The organism is Microbacterium phoenicis, from assembly GCF_047302325.1.
Taxonomy (GTDB): Bacteria; Actinomycetota; Actinomycetes; order Actinomycetales; family Microbacteriaceae; genus Microbacterium.
Genome location: NZ_CP154849.1, coordinates 17,361 through 35,779 on the forward strand (window position 1 = coordinate 17,361; position 18,419 = coordinate 35,779).

Sequence of the window (18,419 nt, forward strand, 5' to 3'; positions counted from 1 at the left end):
TCAGCACCAGCCCTTCTCTGCCGTCGGGGCGGGCGTGGTCCGCGCCTCCCAGGCGACGAGGTTCAGCTGCATGACGACCGCGTCCACGTCGTCGGGCTGGTAGTACCGGGGGCGGCGGCCGACCTCGACGAATCCCTCCGACAGGTACAGCGCGGTGGCGCCGGGGTTGTCGGCTCGGACCTCGAGGAACATCTCGCGGGCGCCGCGACTGCGGGCGGTCGTCAGCAGTTCGCGCAGGAGCGCGCGGCCGCGGCCATGACCCCGCGCGTCGGCGGCGATCGCGATGGTCTGGATGTCGGCATCCGCTGCGCCCTCGACGGCGCGGACACCGCCGTACCCGACGAGGCGGCCCGCCTCGACGTCGACGACGTAGCGGCCGTGGGGCGAGGCGAGCTCGCCGGCCATGAGCGCGTCGCTCCAGGCGTCGGTCGGGAACGAGGCGCGCTCGAGGCGCATGATGTCGTCGAGGTCGTCGGCGGTGGCGGTGCGGAGGGTCACTGGCCGACCTTCTTCCGCGGACCGGGCATCGTGACGTCCGGGGCGCGCAGGTAGAGCGGCTCCCCGATGTCCTCGACGCGACCGGCCGCGACCGCGCGCGCCGCGACGAGAGCGACCATCGCACCCGGGATGACCGTCGTGTCGCGCCGCTCGGCGCCGTGCTCGGCGAGAGCGGCATCGATGTCGTCGCGTTTCACGAGCGTCGCGTCGGTGACACGCACCGGGAGGCCGTCGTCATCGATCCCGTCGTAGACCGTGAACGCGAACTCCTTGCGGCGCGCGTCGGTGACGACCGCGAAGCGGGGGACGTCGGCGAATGGGTCGGCGAGCAGCACCGCGAGGGCGGCCGCGTCGTGGCTGCGCACCGGGACGACCGGGATGCCGCGGCCCAGGGCGAACGCGCGCGCCGCCGCGATCCCGACTCGCAGCCCCGTGAACGGGCCCGGGCCCATGCCTGCGGCGACGTGCGTCAGCGCGACGGGCTCAGGAGCTCCGGTCGCGCCGATCGGGCCGTGCGCGGCATCCGTCATGACTGTCTCGAGCAGCGTGCCGATGATCTCGGCGTGGCCGAGGGCGTCGGCGCTGGCGGCATCGGCCCGAACGGCACCGTCGGCGTCGGTGACGGCGACGGCCGTGCCGAGGGAGGTGTCGATGCCGAGAATCACAGGGTCAAGGGTATCCGGGCGAGCGGATGCCGCGCCGCGTCAGGAGCGCCGCGTGACGGTGACGATGCGGGGAGCGGCGTCCTCGAGCTCGGCGGCGTAGTGGCCGGTCGTGCCGCAGGCGTTGTCGATGCCGGTGCCGCTCCAGCCGCGCTCGATCTCGAGCTCCCACCACGCGTCCACGAGACCGTCGACCATGCCGCGGCCCCATTCGACGATCGTGACGGAGTTCTCGGGGTCGAGGCCGAGGTCGTCGAGCTCGGCGGGCGAGCCGAGCCGGTAGGCGTCGACGTGCACGAGCGGTGGGCCGCCGACCTCGGACGGGTGCGTGCGCGCGATGACGAACGTGGGGCTCTGCACGGGACCGCGGATGCCGAGGCCCGCGCCGATCCCGCGGGTCAGGGTCGTCTTGCCCGCCCCGAGCGGACCGGTCAGCACGATGAGGTCACCGGCGGTGAGGACGGCGCCGAGCTCGCGGCCGAGCGCCTCCATGTCGTCCGGCGACGCGATCTCGCGGCGCCCCTCGAACTGCTCGATGCCGGTCATGACCGCACCTCCCGCCGCGGCACACGCGGTCCGATGCGCGTGACGATCTCGTAATTGATGGTGCTCGCCGCATCGGCCCAGTCGGTCGCGGACGGGACGCCGGTCGCCGGGTCGCCGAAGAGCACGGCCTCGTCGCCGACCTCGACGGGCTCGTCGCCCGCGTCGACGACGAACTGGTCCATCGCGATGCGGCCGGCGACGGGGAACGTCCGCCCGCCGATCGAGACGGGACCCGCTCCGGATGCCGCGCGCGGCACTCCGTCGGCGTATCCGACCGAGATGAGCGCGAGGGTCGACTCGTGCGCTGTGCGGTGCAGGTAGCCGTACGAGACGCCCTGACCAGCGGGGACGCGGCGGACGGCGGCGACCGAGGCGCGGAGCGTCATGGCGGGACGCAAACCGAGGTCGGCCGAGGAGCGATCCTCGAACGGCGACAGGCCGTAGATCGCGACGCCCAGGCGGACGCAGCCGAGCCGCGCCTCGGGGAGGCCGATGGCGGCGTGCGAGGCCGCGATGTGTCGCAGCGGCGGACGGAGGCCCGCTCCCTCCGCGGCCGCCTGCGCGACGGTGAACCGCGAGAGCGCGGTGCGGTCGTCGGCGTCCGAGGTGTTGGAAAGGTGGCTGAAGATGCCGATCACGCGGATGACGCCCTCACGCTCGAACCGGGCGGCTTCGGCGAACACGATCCCGTAGTCGGCGGGGGCGATGCCGTTGCGGCCGAGGCCGGTCTCGACCTTGAGCTGGACGGTCACGGGGCGACCCGGCGATCCGGCCCGCGCGGCGGCGCGGAGCTGCTCGAGGCTCGAGACGCCGAGCTCGATGCGGGCGGCGGCGGCCGCGGCGAAGTCGGCGCCCGGCGCATGGAGCCACGCGAGCACGGGCGCGTCGATCCCGGCATCCCGCAGCTGCAGCGCCTCGGGGATGTCGGCGACCGCGAGGCGCGCCGCTCCCCCGGCGAGGGCGGCACGGCCCGACCGCACGGCGCCGTGACCGTAGCCGTCGGCCTTGACCACGGCGATGACCTCGGACTCGGTGAGCCGAGCGAGGTGGCGGACGTTGTGCTCGATGGCGCCGACGTCGATCACCGCTTCACGGGCCACGCCCGGGGGCATCCGGCTCATGACGCGGACTCCGCGATGACGTACGCCGTCGCGAGCCCCGCATCGTGCGAGAGCGACAGGTGGACGGTCTGGATGCCGCGACCCGCAACCGTCGCCGCCGTCTCACCCGACAGCGCGAAGACGGGGCGACCCGAGGGCTCGGAGGCCACCTCGATGTCGGTCCAGTGCACGCCTTCGGATCCGCCGAGCGCCTTGATGAGCGCTTCCTTCGCGGCGTAGCGAGCCGCCAGCGAGTGGGGCTTGAGGGTCTGCTCGGAGGCCGTGAACAGCCGGGTCATGAGCTTCGGGGTGCGCTCGATCGAGCGCTCGAACCGCGGGATGTCGACGAGGTCCACACCGATTCCGATGATCATCCCGCCTCCTGTCGCCGCGCTCTACGGCATCAGATCAGGATATCGGGCGCGGCTCAGGCGACGGCGAGGCGCACGACGCGGTCGACGGCGTCGAGGCCCGGCGCGAGCTGCGCGTTCGAGCGGGCGTACGTCTCGCGGGAGCGTCCGTAAGGGTCGACGACGTCGTCGTCGAGGGGGTCAGCGGGCGGCAGGACGAGGCCCCGCTGCCCGGCGAGGACGGCGAGCGCACCGCGCAGCCGCTCGCGGGGGTCGCTCCCCGTCGCACCGGCCCGGATCGCATCGTCGGAGGTCGCGGCGGCGAGCCGTTCGAACTCGCGGATGGTGAAGGCCGACCGGAGCTTCATCGGTGCGAGCTCGACGATCCCGCGCCGGTGCTCGCGGTCCATCGCGAGCACGAGGTCGGGCTCCCGGAGGAGGCCCTCCGTCAGGTAGCGCGAGCCGTGGGCCTGGATGCGATCGGCGGGCACGCCGTACCCTGCCGCCAGCTCGGCGGCTTCGACCGGCATCCGGTCACCGCCGCGGGCGCGGACGCCGGCGCTCGTCGCGGTCACCCCGAGGTCCCCGAGACGGTGCTGCAGAACGAGCGCTGCCAGCGGCGAGCGGCAGATGTTGCCCGTGCAGACGGTCAGGATGTGGATCACGCGGTACCCCTTCGGAACGGATGCCGCGGCTCGCCCCTCGCCGGCGGCCCCACCTCGGTGCTCGGCGGAACGACGGCGCTGCGGCGGGACGCGGACGGGCACCCGATACGGTAGGCCCGTGCAGGATCAGCTTAGCGACGGCCACCCGACCGCCGATTCCGTCTCGGAGCCGCCCTCCGAGACGGCGGTCGACGCGCCGCGCCGTCGGGGGCGGCGGCAGCGACGCACCGACTGGCGCCTGGGCGGAACGGCGGTCCGCTCCTGGAACGGCAGCCTCCTCGTCGTGGCCCTCCTCAGCCTCGGCGCGGCGATCTTCGCCGGGTCGCTCGTCCAGCTGCTGTGGACGAACCCGTGGGCGCCCCTCGCGTCGACCGTGGTCCTGTGGGTCGGCATGCTCGTCCCCGTCGCGGTGGCCTTCCGCCGGGGACGGCCCGCGGGCCTGCTGCGGTTCCGCGCGGCCGACCTCGTCTACGCGCTCGCGCTGGGACTGGGGCTCCGGCTTCTCGACGGGTGGGTGACGGATGCCGCATCCCGCCCCTTCCCGACGGCGAACCCGACCCCCTCATGGCTGCTGACGGAGGCTCTCCCCGCGGGACTCATCGGCCCGGTGGTCGAGGAGTTCTTCTTTCGCACCGTGATCCTGGTGGCGATCTACTCGCTGCTGCGCCGCCCCGCCGGGCGGCTGGCGGCGGCCGTCGCTGCCGTTCTCGTGTCGACGGCGACGTTCATCCTCATCCACGTCGTGGACGGGTCACTGCCGGTCGCGGAGTCGATCTCGGTGGGCGCCGTCGGGCTCGTGTGCGCGACGCTCGTGATCCTCACGGGTCGCATCTGGGGCGCCGTACTGGTGCACATCGTCTACAACGCGACGATGCTGCTGCTCCTCGCCGCGGGCGGCGTGATCTCCGGCGGGCAGTGACACCACCCGCCCGAGCGCGGACCCCCGATCAGGGGTGAACCGTCAGGGGCGACCCATGCCGTAGTACGTCCACCCGGCGGCGCGCCAGGCGGCGGGGTCGAGGGCGTTGCGCCCGTCGACGACGATGTGTCCGGCGGCGAGCTGCGCGGCGTGCTCGGGGTCGAGCTCGCGACGGTACTCGTCCCACTCGGTGACGAGGACGACGGCGTCGGCGCCGGTGAGCGCCTCGTCGCGGTCGGCGACGTACGACAGCTGCGGGTGCTGACGGCGGGCGTTCTCGATCGCCTCGGGGTCGGTGACGGAGACGATGGCGCCCAGGCCGTGCAGGCGGACGGCGACGTCGAGACCGGGAGAGTCGCGGATGTCGTCGGAGTGCGGCTTGAACGCCGCGCCGAGGACGGTGACCTTCTTGCCGTAGGCGCTGCCGCCGAGGCCCTGGACGACGAGGTCGACGGCGCGGTCGCGACGGCGCATGTTGATCTCGTCGACTTCGCGCAGGAAGGCGACGGACTCGCCGCGGCCGAGCTCCTCGGCGCGGGCCGAGAAGGCGCGGATGTCCTTGGGCAGGCAGCCGCCGCCGAAGCCGATGCCGGCTCCGAGGAAGCGGCGACCGATGCGGGCATCGTGGCCGATCGCGTCGGCGAGCATCGTGACGTCGGCACCGGCGACCTCGGCGATCTCGGCCATGGCGTTGATGAAGCTGATCTTCGTGGCGAGGAACGCGTTCGCCGACACCTTGACGAGCTCGGCGGTGGCGTAGTCGGTCACGATGAAGGGCGTGCCCTTGGCGATCGAGGGGTGGTACACCTCGCGGAGGACCTGCGTGACCCGCTCGCCCTCCTCACCGGCGGGAACGCCGGCGACGAGACGGTCGGGGTCGACCGTGTCCTGGACGGCGAAGCCTTCGCGCAGGAACTCGGGGTTCCAGACGAGCGTTCCGCCCGCCTCGCTGACGCGGGGGGCGAGGGATGCCGCCGTGCCGACCGGAACGGTCGACTTGCCCGCGACGATGTCACCCTCGGAGAGGTGGGGCAGGAGGGCGTCGACGGCGGCGTTGACGTAAGTGAGGTCGGCCGCGTAGCCGCCCTTGACCTGCGGCGTGCCGACACCGACGAAGTGCACCTTCGCCCCCGCGGCGGCGGCGAAGTCGGTCGTGAACGAGAGTCGGCCCGAGGCGATGCCCTCGGCGAGGATCTCAGCGAGTCCCGGCTCGAAGAACGGCGCCTTGCCCGAGGCGAGGGTCGCGATCTTGCGCTCGTCGACGTCGATGCCGACCACTTCGTGGCCGATCGACGCCATCGCGGCGGCGTGGACGGCACCCAGGTAGCCGCATCCGATGACAGAAAGTCGCATCGTGAGAGTCCCTCCATGACGGCGCCGAGTCCTCGACACCCCGGTCGTTTCTACCAGATTCCCGGGTCGATCTTTTCTCGACGGTGTGTCTGGGAGGTGTCGAGACGGATGCACGGGAGTGCCCCGGATCCCTCGACGCGGCCGACGTGGATCGATATCGTGAGCGCAACCAGCAGCATCCCGTCGAGTTTCTGACATCACCTCACCCGAAGAGGACGTCACGATGAGCACCTCCGCAGAAGGCGTTCCCACACCCGCGCCGCAGTTCACACCGCCCGATCGCGTCGCGCCCGAGGACGCGTCGCTGCTCTGGCCCGATGCCCACCTGCTGGCGGAACCGCCGCCGGGATATCAGCCGCTCGACATGCCGGCCCCGTGGGAGCCGGAGCCCGTCACGGCAGCGACATCGCCCGTGACAGCACCGCAGCCACCGCCGCCACCGCAGCCGTGGAAGTACGCGCCCTACGCCCCGACCGCCTCGCAGCCGGTCGCGCCCGCGGAAACCCCCGCGCACACGCCGCCACCCGGGTACGTCATCTCGGCTCCGTACGAGGAGACGCCGCACCCGACGCGGAGGTCTCCAGCGCGTGCGCTGCGCAGCTTCCGCGATCTGCGGACCGGACCCCTCGAGGGACGGGAGTTCGCCTCGATGAAGGAGTTCGCGGTGGCCGCGGTCCTCGAGGCGGGCTACCCCGAGGCGGACGTCGCGAGACTGTTCCGGTTCGCGCCGTGGCAGTTGCGCGCCTGGGTCGATGAGGCGCGGAGCGCGCGCTTCGGGTCGGGCACGAGCACAGGCCCGGCCTGACTCACTCGACGGTGACGGACTTCGCGAGGTTGCGCGGCTGATCGACGTCGAGGCCCTTCGCCGTGGCGAGGCCCATCGCGAAGATGTGGAGCGGCACGACCGCCAGCAGCGGCTCGAACAGCGGACCCGCGAGCGGGATGCGGAGCACCTCGTCGGCGAACGGGAGGACGGCGGCATCCCCCTCCTCGGCGACGGCGATGACACGTGCACCGCGGGCACGGATCTCCTGGATGTTCGAGACGACCTTCTTGTGCAGCTCGCTCGACGCGCGCGGCGACGGGACGATGACGAACACGGCCTGGCCCGGCTCGATGAGCGCGATGGGGCCATGCTTGAGCTCACCGGCGGCGAAGCCCTCGGCGTGGATGTAGGCGAGTTCCTTGAGCTTGAGGGCGCCCTCGAGGGCGATCGGGTACCCGACGTGGCGGCCGAGGAACAGCACCGACTGGGTGTCGCCCATCCAGCGAGCGAACTGCTCGATGTGCTCCTGCTCGGTCTCGAGCACGCGGGCGATCCCGGCGGGGATGGCCTCGAGCTGCGCCACCGCATCGCGCGAGGTCTCGGCCGAGAGCGAGCCGCGCACACGACCGATGTGCAGCGCGAGCAGGTACAGCGCCGTGATCTGCGCGACGAAGGCCTTCGTCGACGCGACGGCGACCTCGGGGCCGGCGTGGGTGTAGACGATCGCGTCGGATTCGCGCGGGATCGTCGCCCCCTGCGTGTTGCAGATCGAGAGCGTCTTGGCGCCCTGCTCGCGGGCGTACTTGACGGCCATGAGCGTGTCCATCGTCTCGCCGGACTGCGAGATCGACACGACGAGGGTGTCGGGGCCGATCACCGGGTCGCGGTAGCGGAACTCGTGCGCGAGCTCGACGTCGACGGGGACGCGCGTCCACTGTTCGAGCGCGTACTTGCCGACCATGCCCGCGTAAGCGGCGGTGCCGCAGGCGATGACGATGACGCGGTGGATGCCGGTGAACAGGTCGTCGAGCCCGTCGAGCTCGGGGATCACGACGGCGCCGTCCTGCAGGCGGCCGCGCAGCGTGTTGGCGACGGCTTCGGGCTCCTCCGAGACCTCCTTCGCCATGAACGACGACCAGCCGCCCTTCTCGGCGGCCGAGGCGTCCCAGACGACCTCGAACGGCTCGACCTCGACGGCGCCGCCGGCGAAGTCGGTGACCTCGACGCCCTGCGGCGTGATCGCGACGATCTGGTCCTGCCCGATCGCGAGCGCGTTGCGGGTGTGCTCGACGAAGGCGGCGACGTCGGAGCCGAGGAAGTTCTCGCCCTCGCCCAGGCCGATCACGAGCGGGGAGTTGCGGCGAGCGCCGACGACGAGGCCGGGCTGGTCCTGGTGCATCGCGAGCAGCGTGAACGCGCCCTCGAGGCGGGCGACGACGGCGCGGAAAGCGGCGACGAGGTCGTGGGATGCCGCGAACTCGCGGCCGAGCAGGACGGCGGCGACCTCGGTGTCGGTCTCGCTCTCGAAGGCGTAGCCCTGTGCGAGCAGCTCGTCCTTCAGCTCGGCGAAGTTCTCGATGATGCCGTTGTGGATGACGGCGAGCTTGCCGTCGTCGGCGAGGTGGGGGTGCGCGTTGACGTCGGTCGGTCCGCCGTGGGTCGCCCAGCGGGTGTGACCGATGCCGGTCGTGCCGTCCGACATGGGGTGGGCGGCGAGGTCGTCGCGGAGGATCTGGAGCTTGCCGGCGCGCTTGCGCATCTCGAGGTCGCCGTCGCCGTCGATGACGGCGATACCGGCGGAGTCGTAACCGCGGTACTCGAGGCGGGCGAGGCCCGAGAGGAGGATGGCCTGACTGTCACGAGGCCCCACGTATCCGACGATTCCACACATGGGCTCCATGCTAGGCGCGGCCGGCTGGGACTCCGACGTGGGCCGACCATCGGGCGCGTCGGCCCGGCAAGGCCTGGCGAGGCGGGATCCCATTTGGTACGCATGAGGGGCCGTGTCCCCCCGCACGGCCGTGCCCCCACACGACGGAGTCCCCCATGTCCTCATCCCCCCTCGCCCGCAGACCTCTCAGTCATCGCCGTTCCGCCCTCGTCCTGACCGCGGCGCTGGCGCTGACCTTCGCCGTCGTGCCTGCGACGGCGGCATCCGCTGCCGTGTCGACGTCGTGCACCGGCACGACGCAGTCCGCGGTGCAGAAGCGGATCCTCGCCGACGTGAATGCCGCCCGGAAGGCGAACGGCAAGAAGGCGCTGACGCTGAACTCGGCCATGTCGACGGTCGCGGTGAACTGGTCGGGCAGGCAGGCCGCCGCGAACCGGATGAGCCACAATCCGAGGTACTCCTCGCAGATCCCGTCGGGCTGGACGCGCGCCGGCGAGAACGTGGCGTTCGGCTACACCCCGCAGAAGGTCAACGCCGCGTGGATGAAGTCATCGGGCCACCGGGCGAACATCCTCGGCTCGTACAACCGGATCGGGATCGGCGTCGCGTGCTCCTCGAAGGGCCTGCCGTTCTACACGCAGGTGTTCGGCAACTACTCGAAATGACATCCGGCGGAGCGTCGGGCCGGCGGTCGTAGACTCGTCGCTCACACCGCAGCGTCGCGTCAGCCCCTCGAGGAGGACCGATGCCCGACGCCCCGCCGATTCCCCCGCGACCGATCCCGCAGCAATCGATCCCGCCGCGGCCGCCGCTGCCTTCGACCATTCCGCCGCCTCGGGTGCGGCGCGCATCCGTCCCCGTCCTCGCGCTGGCCGGCTACCTCGTCGCCCTGGCGCTCATCGCGTTCTGGCCGACGCCCGTCGACGCGGGCGTCGCGCCGCTGATCGACGCACTGTCGCGCCGGGTGCCGGCGATCACCCGCCCGCGGGTCGAGTTCGCCGCCAACATCGCGCTGTTCGTGCCGTTCGGGGTGCTCCTGCCGCTGATTCTGCGCCGGGCGCGCGAACTGGTGCTCCCGATCGCGCTCGTGGCGACTGTGACGATCGAGTCCGCTCAGGCTCTCGTGCTCGCGGCGCGCGTGCCGAGCGTGCTCGACATCGTCGCCAACCTCACCGGCGCAGCGGTCGGCATGCTCGCGCTGGCCGTGTGGCGCCGTGTCCGCCGGTCCGGGCGCCGTCAGCTCAGGTAGCTGCGGAGAGCGTCCCGCCAGTCGCGCGGCGCGAAGCCGGCGGCTTCGATCTTGCCGAGGTCGAGGACCGACCAGCGCGGCCGCGGCGCCACGGGACCCGTCGCCGAGGCGAAGTAGTCGGCCGTGGAGACCCCGGTGACCGCAGCACGGTCGTGGCCGGTCAGCTCATACACCTCGGCGGCGATGTCGGCCCACGAGGCGTGGTCCCCCGACCCGGTGAGGTTGTAGGTGCCGTACGCCGCGCCCGTCGTGAGCAGGTGCCGGATGCCGGCCGCCAGGTCGTCGGTGAAGGTGAGACGCCCGATCTGATCGTCGACGACGGACGGCGCGATGCCGCGTTCGGCGAGGGAGGCCATCGTCCGGACGAAGTTCTTGCCCTCGCCGATGACCCACGAGGTGCGAACGACGTAGTGGCGGGGCACGGTGGCGACGATCGCGTCGGCGGCGGCCTTGGTCTGCCCGTACACGCCGAGCGGCGCGACCGGCTCGGCCTCGGTGTAGGGAGCGTCGGCGGTGCCGTCGAACACGTAGTCACTCGAGACGTGGACGAGGGTGATGCCGTTCTCGGCGGCGATCCGCGCGAGCTGGGCAACGGCCGTCACGTTCCCCGCCCACGCCCCCGCACGGTCGGTTTCGGCGCCGTCGACGGCCGTGTAGGCCGCCGCGTTGATGATCGTGCTGTAGTCGCGCCAGCGGCGAGCGCCGGACAGATCGCCCGTGAGGTCGAGGTCCGCGCGGGCGGCGAACTCGACGCTCGCGTCGCCGGCGTACGCCGCCTGCAGCGCGCGTCCGAGCTGCCCACCGGCGCCGACCACGAGGGTCTTCTTCGCCGGGATCGGCACGACGTCGGCGAGCCGCGGGTGGGCGCGGTCCTTCGCCGAGATCTCGACGTCGGCGAGCGGGATCGGCCAGTCGATCGCGGCGGTCTCGTCGGCGAGGTTGAGGAACGAGTACGACGCGTCGGGCGACCAGTGGTCGTTGACGAGGTACGTGTACGAGGTGTCGGGCTCGAGCGTCTGGTACGAGTTGCCCACGCCGCGAGGGATGAAGATCGCGCGCGACGGGTCGAGCTCGGCGGTGAACACCGCGCCGAAGGTCGGCCCCTCGCGCAGGTCGACCCACGCGCCGAAGATCCGGCCGCTCGCGACGGAGACCCACTTGTCCCACGGCTCGGCGTGGATGCCGCGGGTCGTCCCCGCCGCATCGTTGAACGAGATGTTGTTCTGGACGGGTCCGAAGTCGGCGAGACCTGCGGCCGTCATCTTCTCGCGCTGCCAGTTCTCCTTGAACCAGCCGCGGCTGTCGCCGTGGACGGGCAGGTCCCAGAGGACGAGGCCGGGGATGCCGGTTTCGGTGGAGCGGAGGGCTTTACCGAAATCGGTCACGGTCACTGTCCCTTGCTGGCGTAGAACGCCTCGACGCCGTCTTTCGCGGGGGCCCACCACGCTTCGTTCTCGCGGTACCAGTCGATCGTCGCGGCGAGACCCGCCTCGAAGTCGCGGTACGTGGGGGTCCAGCCGAGCTCGGTGCGGAGCTTGGTGGAGTCGATCGCGTAGCGCAGGTCGTGGCCGGCGCGGTCGGTGACGTGGTCGTAGGCGTCGGGCGACTCGCCCATGAGCTGCAGGATCAGCTCGACGACGGTCTTGTTGTCCTTCTCGCCATCGGCGCCGATCAGGTAGGTCTCGCCGATTTCACCCTTGTCGAGGATGGTCAGCACGGCGGATGAGTGGTCGTCAGCGTGGATCCAGTCCCGCACGTTCTCGCCCTTGCCGTAGAGCTTGGGACGGATGCCGCGCAGCACGTTCGTGATCTGTCGCGGGATGAACTTCTCGACGTGCTGGTAGGGCCCGTAGTTGTTCGAGCAGTTGCTGATCGTCGCGCGGACGCCGAACGAGCGCACCCAGGCGCGGACGAGCAGGTCGCTGCCCGCCTTGGTCGAGGAGTACGGGGACGACGGGTTGTACGGGGTCTGCTCCGTGAACCGGGCGGGGTCGTCGAGCTCGAGGTCTCCGTAGACCTCGTCGGTCGAGATGTGGTGCAGTCGGGTGTCGTGGCGACGGGCGGACTCGAGGAGCGTGTACGTCCCGATGATGTTCGTGTCGAGGAACGGCCGGGGGTCGTGGAGCGAGTTGTCGTTGTGCGACTCCGCCGCGTAGTGCACGACGGCATCCGCCTTCTCGAAGAGGCCGTCCACGAGCTCGGCGTCGGCGATGTCGCCCACGACGAGGTTCACGCGGTCCTCGGGGAGGCCGGCGAGCGAGGACTCGTTGCCCGCGTAGGTGAGCTTGTCGAGCACCGTGACGGTGTGGTCGGTGTGCGCGACGACGTGGTGGACGAAGTTCGAGCCGATGAAGCCGGCGCCGCCGGTCACGAGGAGGTGTGCCATTTCATTCGCCCCTGTTCAGGATGTCGAGCAGATACGTGCCGTATCCGGACTTGGTGAGCTTCTCGGCCCGCTCTCGGAGCTCCTCGTCGCTGAGGAAGCCCTGCCGCCAGGCGACCTCTTCCGGAACGCCGATCTTGAGTCCGGTGCGCCGTTCGATCGTGCGGACGTACTCGCCCGCGTCGAGCATCTGGTCGAAGGTGCCGGTGTCGAGCCATGCGGTGCCGCGCGGGAGGACCTCGACCTGCAGCTTGCCCGCCGCGAGGTAGGCGCTGTTGATGTCGGTGATCTCGTATTCGCCGCGGGGCGACGGGCTCAGCCCGCGGGCGATCTCGACGACGTCGTTGTCGTAGAAGTAGAGCCCGGGGACGGCGTAGTTGCTCTTGGGCTGGGCGGGCTTCTCTTCGAGCGAGATGGCTTTGCCTTCGCCGTCGAACTCGACCACGCCGTAGGCGCTCGGTTCGGCGACGTAGTAGGCGAAGACGGCGCCGCCGTCGACGTCCCGGTACTGCTGCAGCTGCGAACCCAGACCCGGGCCGTAGAGGAGATTGTCACCGAGGACGAGGGCGACCGAGTCGTCGCCGATGTGGTCGGCGCCGATCGTGAACGCCTGGGCGAGACCGTCGGGCGAGGGCTGCTGGGCGAACGTCAGCGAGATGCCGAACTGCGACCCGTCACCGAGGAGCCGTTCGAAGTGCTCGGCGTCGTGCGGCGTCGTGATGATGAGGATGTCGCGGATTCCCGCCAGCATCAGGGTGGTGAGCGGGTAGTAGATCATCGGCTTGTCGTACACCGGGATGAGCTGCTTCGAGACGCCGAGCGTGATCGGGTGCAGTCGCGTGCCCGACCCCCCGGCGAGAATGATGCCCTTCATGGCGCCCCCTGTCGTATCGAGGCCCGCGTGGCGGCGGAACCTCGGCGATCCTATCGTCCCGGTGTTACGGGCGATGAAAGTCAGAGCTTGCGCAGGCGCACCGTCTCGACGGTGTGATCGGCGGCCTTGCGGAGCACGAGCTTCGCGCGGTGCCGGGTCGGCTCGACGTTCTCGAGCAGGTTCGGCAGGTTGATGTCGTTCCAGTACCCGAGCGCCCGCGAGACGGCTTCGTCGTCGGAGATGTCGGCGAAGACCTTGAAGAACGAGTTCGGGTTCGAGAAGGCGGCTTCGCGGAGTGCGAGGAACCGGTTCACGTACCACTGGGCGATGTGGTCGTGATCGGCGTCGACGTAGATGGAGAAGTCGAACAGCTCGCTGACGGCGATGTCGTGCGGGTTCGGCGCGGACGCGAGGACGTTCAGTCCCTCGACGATGATGACGTCGGGGCGGCGGACCGTCACCTGCGCGTCGGGGATGATGTCGTACCGCATGTGCGAGTAGTACGGCGCTCGCACCTCGGGCTCCCCCGACTTCACGGCGACGAGGAATTCGACGAGCGCGCGGCGGTCGTACGACTCGGGGAAGCCCTTGCGGTCCATGATCCCGCGGCGTTCGAGCTCGGCGTTCGGGTAGAGGAAGCCGTCGGTCGTCACGAGTTCGACGCGTGGCGTACCCGGCCACCGGCTCATGAGTTCGCGAAGCAGACGGGCGACCGTCGACTTGCCGACGGCCACGGACCCCGCGACGGCGACGATGAACGGGGTCGTGGCATCCGCTTCGCCGACGAAATCCGCGGTGTCGGAACCGAGCCGCTTGGTGGCCGAGGCGTAGAGCGAGAGCAGACGGCTGAGGGGCAGGTAGACGTCGCGCACCTCGGTGATGTCGAGGCGGTCGCCGATGCCGCGCAGCTGGACGACCTCGTTCTCGGTGAGCGGCTGTTCCACGCCGGCCGCCATGCGGGCCCACTCGGCGCGGGGGATCTCGCGATACATCGAGTCGATGGTCGTCGGCGTCTCATCGGGGGACATTGCGGCAACTCTAGTCCGACGCCGACGCCCCTCACGCGCGGGACGCACGCGCGCGAGAGGCGGCGTGTCCCGTACTCTGAGAACTCGGTGTTCCATCGCGGCTGTTCTGCCGCTCTCGACGGGGGTTTTTCCGATGCTGCGACGCGTGCTCGCGGTCCTGGCCGCAGTGGTGCTGACGGCATCCCTCGGCGTCGCCTCGACCCCCGACACGGCCGATGCCGCCACGCTCCCCTGGCTGAGGACGCAGGGGTCGAAGATCGTGGACGCCTCGAGCGGCAAGACCGTGACCCTCAAGGCCACGTCGTGGTTCGGCATGGAGACCGACACGTGCGCTCCGCACGGGCTGTGGTCGATCACGCTCGACCAGGGCATGGCGCAGATCGCGGGCATGGGCTTCAACACCGTGCGCCTGCCGTTCTCGAACGAATGCCTGACGAAGAAGTCGGTCGGCTCCGTCAACACCGCGCTCAACCCGACGCTCGCGAAGGGCTCGGCGCTGTCGGTGATGGATGCCGTGATCGCGAGCGCCCGCAAGTACAACCTGCGCGTGATCCTCGATCGGCACCGGCCGGGTTCCGATGCCCAGTCCGAGCTCTGGTACACGAAGAAGTACTCGGAGTCCCGGTGGATCTCGGACTGGAAGATGCTCGCGAAGCGCTACAAGAACCAGCCGACGGTGATCGGCTTCGACCTGCACAACGAGCCGCGCGGCAAGGCGTGCTGGGGCTGCGGTGTGACGTCCCGCGACTGGCGCGCCGCAGCGATGCGCGCCGGCGATGCGATCCACACCGTCAACTCGAGGCTGCTCATCATCGTCGAGGGCGTGCAGTACGGCGCCGACGGCAAGGGCACGTGGTGGGGCGGCAACCTCACGGGCGTGAAGTCAAAGCCCGTCACCCTGAAGGTGAAGAACCGGGTCGTCTACTCCCCGCACGAGTACCCGTCATCCGTGTTCGATCAGCCGTGGTTCCGCGACAAGCGGTACCCCGAGAACCTCCGCGCGCTGTGGGACAAGCAGTGGGGCTACATCGTCACGAAGAACATCGCCCCGGTGTTCGTCGGGGAGTTCGGCACGAAGCTGCAGTCCTCGTCCGACAAGAAGTGGCTGTCGAAGCTCGCCCAGTATCTGAAGGACCGGCGCATGAGCTGGGCGTATTGGTCGTTCAACCCGAACAGCGGCGACACCGGCGGCCTGTTGAAGGATGACTGGTACACGCGGGAGAAGTCCAAGCTCGCCGCGCTGAAGCCGATCCTGACGCCGAGGAACGTGCGCTACCCCGCGGCCCCGGCTCCCACGCCCGCACCGCGGCCGTCGCCGCAGCAGCCCGCGCCCGGGTCGACGCCCGACCCCTCGGTCGGAAAGTCGACGAGCGCGTCCTCGAACGGCGTCTCGGCGACCCTGACCGTGACGAGCTCGTGGCCGTCGAAGTACCAGATCGCCCTCGCCCTCACGGCCTCGTCGGGCGTCAAGGTGCGCTCGTGGACGGCGTCATGGGCGTCGCCCGGTGCGACCGCCGTCGACAGCGCGTGGGGCATGTCGTGCCGCGTCGCGAGCCCCGGCACGGCGAGCGCGCGCATCAGCTGCTCGGGCACGGAGTGGGGGCTCGCGAACCTCACGCAGGGATCCCGGGTCGACGTCGGCGCGATCTTCACCGCGCCGAAGGCACCGGCATCCCCTCCCTTGACTCTGTCGGTGACGCGCTGACCCCTAGGGCGTGACCATCCCGCCGTTGACGTTGAGGGTCTCGCCCGAGACGTAGCTGGACTCCGCAGACGCGAGGAAGACGAACGCGGGCGCGATCTCGGCGGGCTGCCCGGCCCGCTTGTACTCGTTCTCCTCGTCGAAGGCCTTCATCTGCTCGTCCGAGACGCCGTCGCTGACCTGCAGCGCCGACCAGACCGGTCCCGGAGCGACGACGTTGACCCGGATGCCGCGGGGAGCCAGCTGCTGTGCGAGACCCTTCGACAGGTTGTTGACCGCCGCCTTCGTCGCGGCGTAGTCGAGGCGGTCCGGGGCGGGCTTGTACGCCTCGAGCGAGGCGGTGCTGATGATGGATGCCCCGGCCGGCATGTGGGCGAGCGCAGCCTTCACGATCCAGAAGAACGCGAAGACGTTGGTCTCGAACGTGGTGCGGAACTGATCGTCGGAGAGGTCTTCGACGCGCTCGACGGCGACCTGCTTGCCGGCGTTGCTGACGAGGATGTCGATGCCGCCGAGGAACTCGGACGCCTCGGCGACGAGGTCGCGGCAGCGCGCCGGGTCGGTGATGTCGGCGGCGATGGCGTGGCCGCGCACGCCGGCGTCGGCGATGACCTGCAGGACGTGCTCGGCATCCTCGCTCTCGTCGGGCAGGTGGACGATGACGACGTCGGCTCCCTCGCGCGCGAACGCGATGGCAGCGGCGGCCCCGATGCCCGAGTCGCCGCCGGTGACGAGCGCCTTGCGTCCGCGCAGTCGGTCGGACCCCCGGTACGTGTGTTCGCCGAGGTCGGGGACCGGTGTCATCCGCGCCTGCACGCCGGGCTCGGGCTGGTGCTGCACCGGCGGCTCGACGCGGGCGTAGCGGGTGACGGGGTTGTCGAACGTGTACTGATCGGTCATGCCCGACACGGTAGGTCGGGGCGTGGCATCGGTTCACCCCCTTGCGAGGAGGTCGCCGCCGAGGCAAGGCGTGCGATCATCGCACCTCCCCGGCGGGTGCGCAAGCGCGCGATGTAGACCCCGCGCGTTCCTACAGTTGAGCCGTGCCGAGCGCTGCGAACCACCCTCACGAGTGCACCGTCTTCTTCTTGCCGGGATTGGGACTGGATGCCGCCTCTGCTGGCGCCATCGCAGCTTCGGCCGATCCGCGACTCCGCGTCGTCGGCATCGACCTGCTCGATCGGGGGCGCGCGGCATCCGTCGATGACCTCGCCGACACCGCGCTCGAGCGGATCGCGGCGGAGGCGGACGGCGGCCCCTTCCTCGTGTGCGGACACAGCCTCGGCGGCAAGGTCGCCGCTCGCGTCATGGCGCGCGTGCTGGCCGGCACCGAGCAGGTCTTCGGGCTCGCGGGCGCGGTGCTGCTCGCTCCCTCTCCCCCGACGCCCGAGCCGATGCCCGACGACAAGCGCGCCGAGATGCTCGCCACCGCGCAGGGTGACCACCTGTCGCGAGAGGATGCCGCCGCCTTCGTCACCGCGAACGTCGCCACCCCCCTTTCCGCCGAGGCGAACGACGCAGCGATCGACGCGGTCGTGCGGCAGCCGGCATCCGCGTGGCGCGACTGGCTCACCGCGGGCAGCCTCGAGGATGCGACGTCGCTCGTGGGTGCGCTCGACCTGCCCGTCGTTGTGCTGGCGGGCGAGGACGACGAGGCGCTCGGCGCTGACGCGCAGCCCGACCTGATCGCCGATGTCTATCTCCGCGCCCACGTCGAGCGGATGCCGGGCGTCGGCCACCTGCTGCCGTACGAGGCTCCCGAGCGGGTCGCCGCGGTGTTCGCCGAGACGTGGCAGGCGATCCGCGCGGCGGCTCCGGTGGTGCCGGCGGAGTGGGGGCGCGTGATCGCGTCGTCGCGCGTCGACGTCGCCGTGCGGCGGACGCTCGCCCACCGCGCGATCGCGGATGACCGGGACCGCGCGCCCCGCACGCTGAACCGTGCGCAGATCGAGACGCTCCGTGCGCTCGCGGTGCTGCTCGTGCCGCAAGGCGACGGGCCGTCCATCGATCTGGCGACGCGCATCGACGACATGCTCGCCGACGGCGGCACCGACGGCTGGCGTCCGCTCGGCTCCCCCGCCGATCCGATCGCGTACGCCCGCGGCCTCGACGCGATCGCCGCGGTGTGGCCCGGCGAGGTCGCCGAGCAGCGCAGCCTGATCGTGCGGCTCATCACCGACGGGATCGACGCGGCGGGCCTCGGGGCAGACGGCATCCGCTCGTGGTTCGAGGATGCGCGCAACGATCTGCTGCGCATGTGGCTGGCCCACCCGGCGTCGCTCGCGCGCATCGGGTTCGACGGTTTCGCGGTCGGCGGCACCGCCCCGCGCCCGGCGGGATGGTCGGCCATCTCGGCGGGCGAACGAGAGACATGGGAGCCGAGCGAGCTCGGCGAGACAGTGGTGGAGGGAGCCGCGTGACCGGCGATCATCG

19 protein-coding genes are annotated in these 18,419 nt (G+C 71.0%); 6 read left to right on the forward strand and 13 right to left on the reverse strand.

Annotated features, from left to right (window positions below):
• Genes rimI through ABCU91_RS00100 form a run of 6 tightly spaced genes read right to left on the reverse strand, consistent with a single transcriptional unit; the run spans position 1 to position 3,923 of the window.
• Complete coding sequence (gene rimI, locus ABCU91_RS00075; RefSeq protein WP_413354295.1) at positions 1 to 498, reverse strand: ribosomal protein S18-alanine N-acetyltransferase; 498 nt, start codon at positions 496 to 498, stop codon at positions 1 to 3.
• Positions 495 to 1,163: a tRNA (adenosine(37)-N6)-threonylcarbamoyltransferase complex dimerization subunit type 1 TsaB gene (gene tsaB / locus ABCU91_RS00080; protein WP_406924684.1), complete on the reverse strand. Its 669-nt coding sequence runs from the start codon at positions 1,161 to 1,163 to the stop codon at positions 495 to 497. Before tsaB ends, rimI begins: the two co-directional genes overlap by 4 nt.
• A 39-nt stretch (positions 1,164 to 1,202) precedes the next feature.
• Positions 1,203 to 1,706, reverse strand: coding sequence for a tRNA (adenosine(37)-N6)-threonylcarbamoyltransferase complex ATPase subunit type 1 TsaE (gene tsaE, locus ABCU91_RS00085; protein ID WP_413354297.1), 504 nt, complete (start codon positions 1,704 to 1,706; stop codon positions 1,203 to 1,205).
• A complete protein-coding gene (gene alr, locus ABCU91_RS00090; RefSeq protein ID WP_413354298.1) occupies positions 1,703 to 2,827 on the reverse strand; it encodes an alanine racemase in 1,125 nt (374 codons plus the stop codon). The genes tsaE and alr overlap by 4 nt, the downstream gene beginning before the upstream one ends.
• Positions 2,824 to 3,180, reverse strand: a complete 357-nt coding sequence (locus ABCU91_RS00095; protein ID WP_091356546.1) for a holo-ACP synthase — start codon at positions 3,178 to 3,180, stop codon at positions 2,824 to 2,826. Before ABCU91_RS00095 ends, alr begins: the two co-directional genes overlap by 4 nt.
• 53 nt (positions 3,181 to 3,233) lie before the next feature.
• Positions 3,234 to 3,923 carry a low molecular weight phosphatase family protein gene (locus tag ABCU91_RS00100; protein WP_413354299.1) on the reverse strand — a complete coding sequence of 230 codons (690 nt, stop codon included), beginning with the start codon at positions 3,921 to 3,923 and terminating at the stop codon, positions 3,234 to 3,236.
• A 16-nt stretch (positions 3,924 to 3,939) separates the two neighbouring features.
• On the opposite strand from ABCU91_RS00100, the gene ABCU91_RS00105 reads away from it, so the two are divergent.
• Positions 3,940 to 4,740, forward strand: a complete 801-nt coding sequence (locus ABCU91_RS00105; RefSeq protein ID WP_413354300.1) for a CPBP family intramembrane glutamic endopeptidase — start codon at positions 3,940 to 3,942, stop codon at positions 4,738 to 4,740.
• 42 nt (positions 4,741 to 4,782) lie between these two features.
• Here ABCU91_RS00105 and ABCU91_RS00110 read toward each other — a convergent pair whose 3' ends face one another.
• On the reverse strand, positions 4,783 to 6,093 hold the full coding sequence (locus ABCU91_RS00110) for a UDP-glucose dehydrogenase family protein (RefSeq protein WP_413354301.1): 1,311 nt from the start codon (positions 6,091 to 6,093) through the stop codon (positions 4,783 to 4,785).
• Between the two features lie 223 nt (positions 6,094 to 6,316).
• On the opposite strand from ABCU91_RS00110, the gene ABCU91_RS00115 reads away from it, so the two are divergent.
• Positions 6,317 to 6,898, forward strand: coding sequence for a hypothetical protein (locus tag ABCU91_RS00115; RefSeq protein WP_413354303.1), 582 nt, complete (start codon positions 6,317 to 6,319; stop codon positions 6,896 to 6,898).
• Position 6,899: 1 nt separating this feature from the next.
• On the opposite strand, the gene glmS is transcribed toward ABCU91_RS00115, so the two are convergent.
• Positions 6,900 to 8,750, reverse strand: a complete 1,851-nt coding sequence (glmS, locus tag ABCU91_RS00120; RefSeq protein WP_413354304.1) for a glutamine--fructose-6-phosphate transaminase (isomerizing) — start codon at positions 8,748 to 8,750, stop codon at positions 6,900 to 6,902.
• A gap of 155 nt (positions 8,751 to 8,905) precedes the next feature.
• Between glmS and ABCU91_RS00125 the strand changes: the two genes are divergently transcribed.
• Positions 8,906 to 9,415, forward strand: a complete 510-nt coding sequence (locus ABCU91_RS00125) for a CAP domain-containing protein (RefSeq protein WP_413354305.1) — start codon at positions 8,906 to 8,908, stop codon at positions 9,413 to 9,415.
• Between the two features lie 80 nt (positions 9,416 to 9,495).
• Entirely contained in the window at positions 9,496 to 9,999 is a 504-nt protein-coding gene (locus ABCU91_RS00130) for a VanZ family protein (RefSeq protein ID WP_413354306.1), read from the forward strand.
• Here the strand turns inward: ABCU91_RS00130 and rfbD are convergent.
• From rfbD to coaA, 4 genes are all read right to left on the reverse strand, one after another.
• Positions 9,987 to 11,390 carry a dTDP-4-dehydrorhamnose reductase gene (rfbD, locus tag ABCU91_RS00135; protein ID WP_413354307.1) on the reverse strand — a complete coding sequence of 468 codons (1,404 nt, stop codon included), beginning with the start codon at positions 11,388 to 11,390 and terminating at the stop codon, positions 9,987 to 9,989. The genes ABCU91_RS00130 and rfbD overlap by 13 nt on opposite strands.
• Complete coding sequence (gene rfbB, locus ABCU91_RS00140) at positions 11,387 to 12,385, reverse strand: dTDP-glucose 4,6-dehydratase (RefSeq protein WP_413354308.1); 999 nt, start codon at positions 12,383 to 12,385, stop codon at positions 11,387 to 11,389. Before rfbB ends, rfbD begins: the two co-directional genes overlap by 4 nt.
• Position 12,386: 1 nt before the next feature.
• Complete coding sequence (gene rfbA / locus ABCU91_RS00145; RefSeq protein ID WP_413354309.1) at positions 12,387 to 13,256, reverse strand: glucose-1-phosphate thymidylyltransferase RfbA; 870 nt, start codon at positions 13,254 to 13,256, stop codon at positions 12,387 to 12,389.
• Between the two features lie 80 nt (positions 13,257 to 13,336).
• Positions 13,337 to 14,284, reverse strand: coding sequence for a type I pantothenate kinase (gene coaA / locus ABCU91_RS00150; RefSeq protein WP_413354310.1), 948 nt, complete (start codon positions 14,282 to 14,284; stop codon positions 13,337 to 13,339).
• Positions 14,285 to 14,417: 133 nt separating this feature from the next.
• Between coaA and ABCU91_RS00155 the strand changes: the two genes are divergently transcribed.
• Entirely contained in the window at positions 14,418 to 15,989 is a 1,572-nt protein-coding gene (locus ABCU91_RS00155; RefSeq protein ID WP_413354311.1) for a cellulase family glycosylhydrolase, read from the forward strand.
• Positions 15,990 to 15,992: 3 nt separating this feature from the next.
• On the opposite strand, the gene ABCU91_RS00160 is transcribed toward ABCU91_RS00155, so the two are convergent.
• Positions 15,993 to 16,886: an SDR family oxidoreductase gene (locus tag ABCU91_RS00160; RefSeq protein ID WP_413354313.1), complete on the reverse strand. Its 894-nt coding sequence runs from the start codon at positions 16,884 to 16,886 to the stop codon at positions 15,993 to 15,995.
• 143 nt (positions 16,887 to 17,029) lie between these two features.
• Between ABCU91_RS00160 and ABCU91_RS00165 the strand changes: the two genes are divergently transcribed.
• A complete protein-coding gene (locus ABCU91_RS00165; RefSeq protein ID WP_413354315.1) occupies positions 17,030 to 18,406 on the forward strand; it encodes an alpha/beta fold hydrolase in 1,377 nt (458 codons plus the stop codon).
• Positions 18,407 to 18,419: the final 13 nt, after the last annotated feature.

What these genes read in the sequence shown, in the direction of transcription:
- tsaE (WP_413354297.1), bottom strand. Translation starts at nt 1,706, where the DNA reads ATGACCGGCATCGAGCAGTTCGAGGGGCGCCGCGAGATCGCGTCGCCG.
- alr (WP_413354298.1), bottom strand. Translation starts at nt 2,827, where the DNA reads ATGAGCCGGATGCCCCCGGGCGTGGCCCGTGAAGCGGTGATCGACGTC.
- ABCU91_RS00095 (WP_091356546.1), bottom strand. Translation starts at nt 3,180, where the DNA reads ATGATCATCGGAATCGGTGTGGACCTCGTCGACATCCCGCGGTTCGAG.
- ABCU91_RS00110 (WP_413354301.1), bottom strand. Translation starts at nt 6,093, where the DNA reads ATGCGACTTTCTGTCATCGGATGCGGCTACCTGGGTGCCGTCCACGCC.
- ABCU91_RS00115 (WP_413354303.1), top strand. Translation starts at nt 6,317, where the DNA reads ATGAGCACCTCCGCAGAAGGCGTTCCCACACCCGCGCCGCAGTTCACA.
- glmS (WP_413354304.1), bottom strand. Translation starts at nt 8,750, where the DNA reads ATGTGTGGAATCGTCGGATACGTGGGGCCTCGTGACAGTCAGGCCATC.
- ABCU91_RS00125 (WP_413354305.1), top strand. Translation starts at nt 8,906, where the DNA reads ATGTCCTCATCCCCCCTCGCCCGCAGACCTCTCAGTCATCGCCGTTCC.
- ABCU91_RS00130 (WP_413354306.1), top strand. Translation starts at nt 9,496, where the DNA reads ATGCCCGACGCCCCGCCGATTCCCCCGCGACCGATCCCGCAGCAATCG.
- rfbB (WP_413354308.1), bottom strand. Translation starts at nt 12,385, where the DNA reads ATGGCACACCTCCTCGTGACCGGCGGCGCCGGCTTCATCGGCTCGAAC.
- rfbA (WP_413354309.1), bottom strand. Translation starts at nt 13,256, where the DNA reads ATGAAGGGCATCATTCTCGCCGGGGGGTCGGGCACGCGACTGCACCCG.
- coaA (WP_413354310.1), bottom strand. Translation starts at nt 14,284, where the DNA reads ATGTCCCCCGATGAGACGCCGACGACCATCGACTCGATGTATCGCGAG.
- ABCU91_RS00155 (WP_413354311.1), top strand. Translation starts at nt 14,418, where the DNA reads ATGCTGCGACGCGTGCTCGCGGTCCTGGCCGCAGTGGTGCTGACGGCA.
- ABCU91_RS00160 (WP_413354313.1), bottom strand. Translation starts at nt 16,886, where the DNA reads ATGACCGATCAGTACACGTTCGACAACCCCGTCACCCGCTACGCCCGC.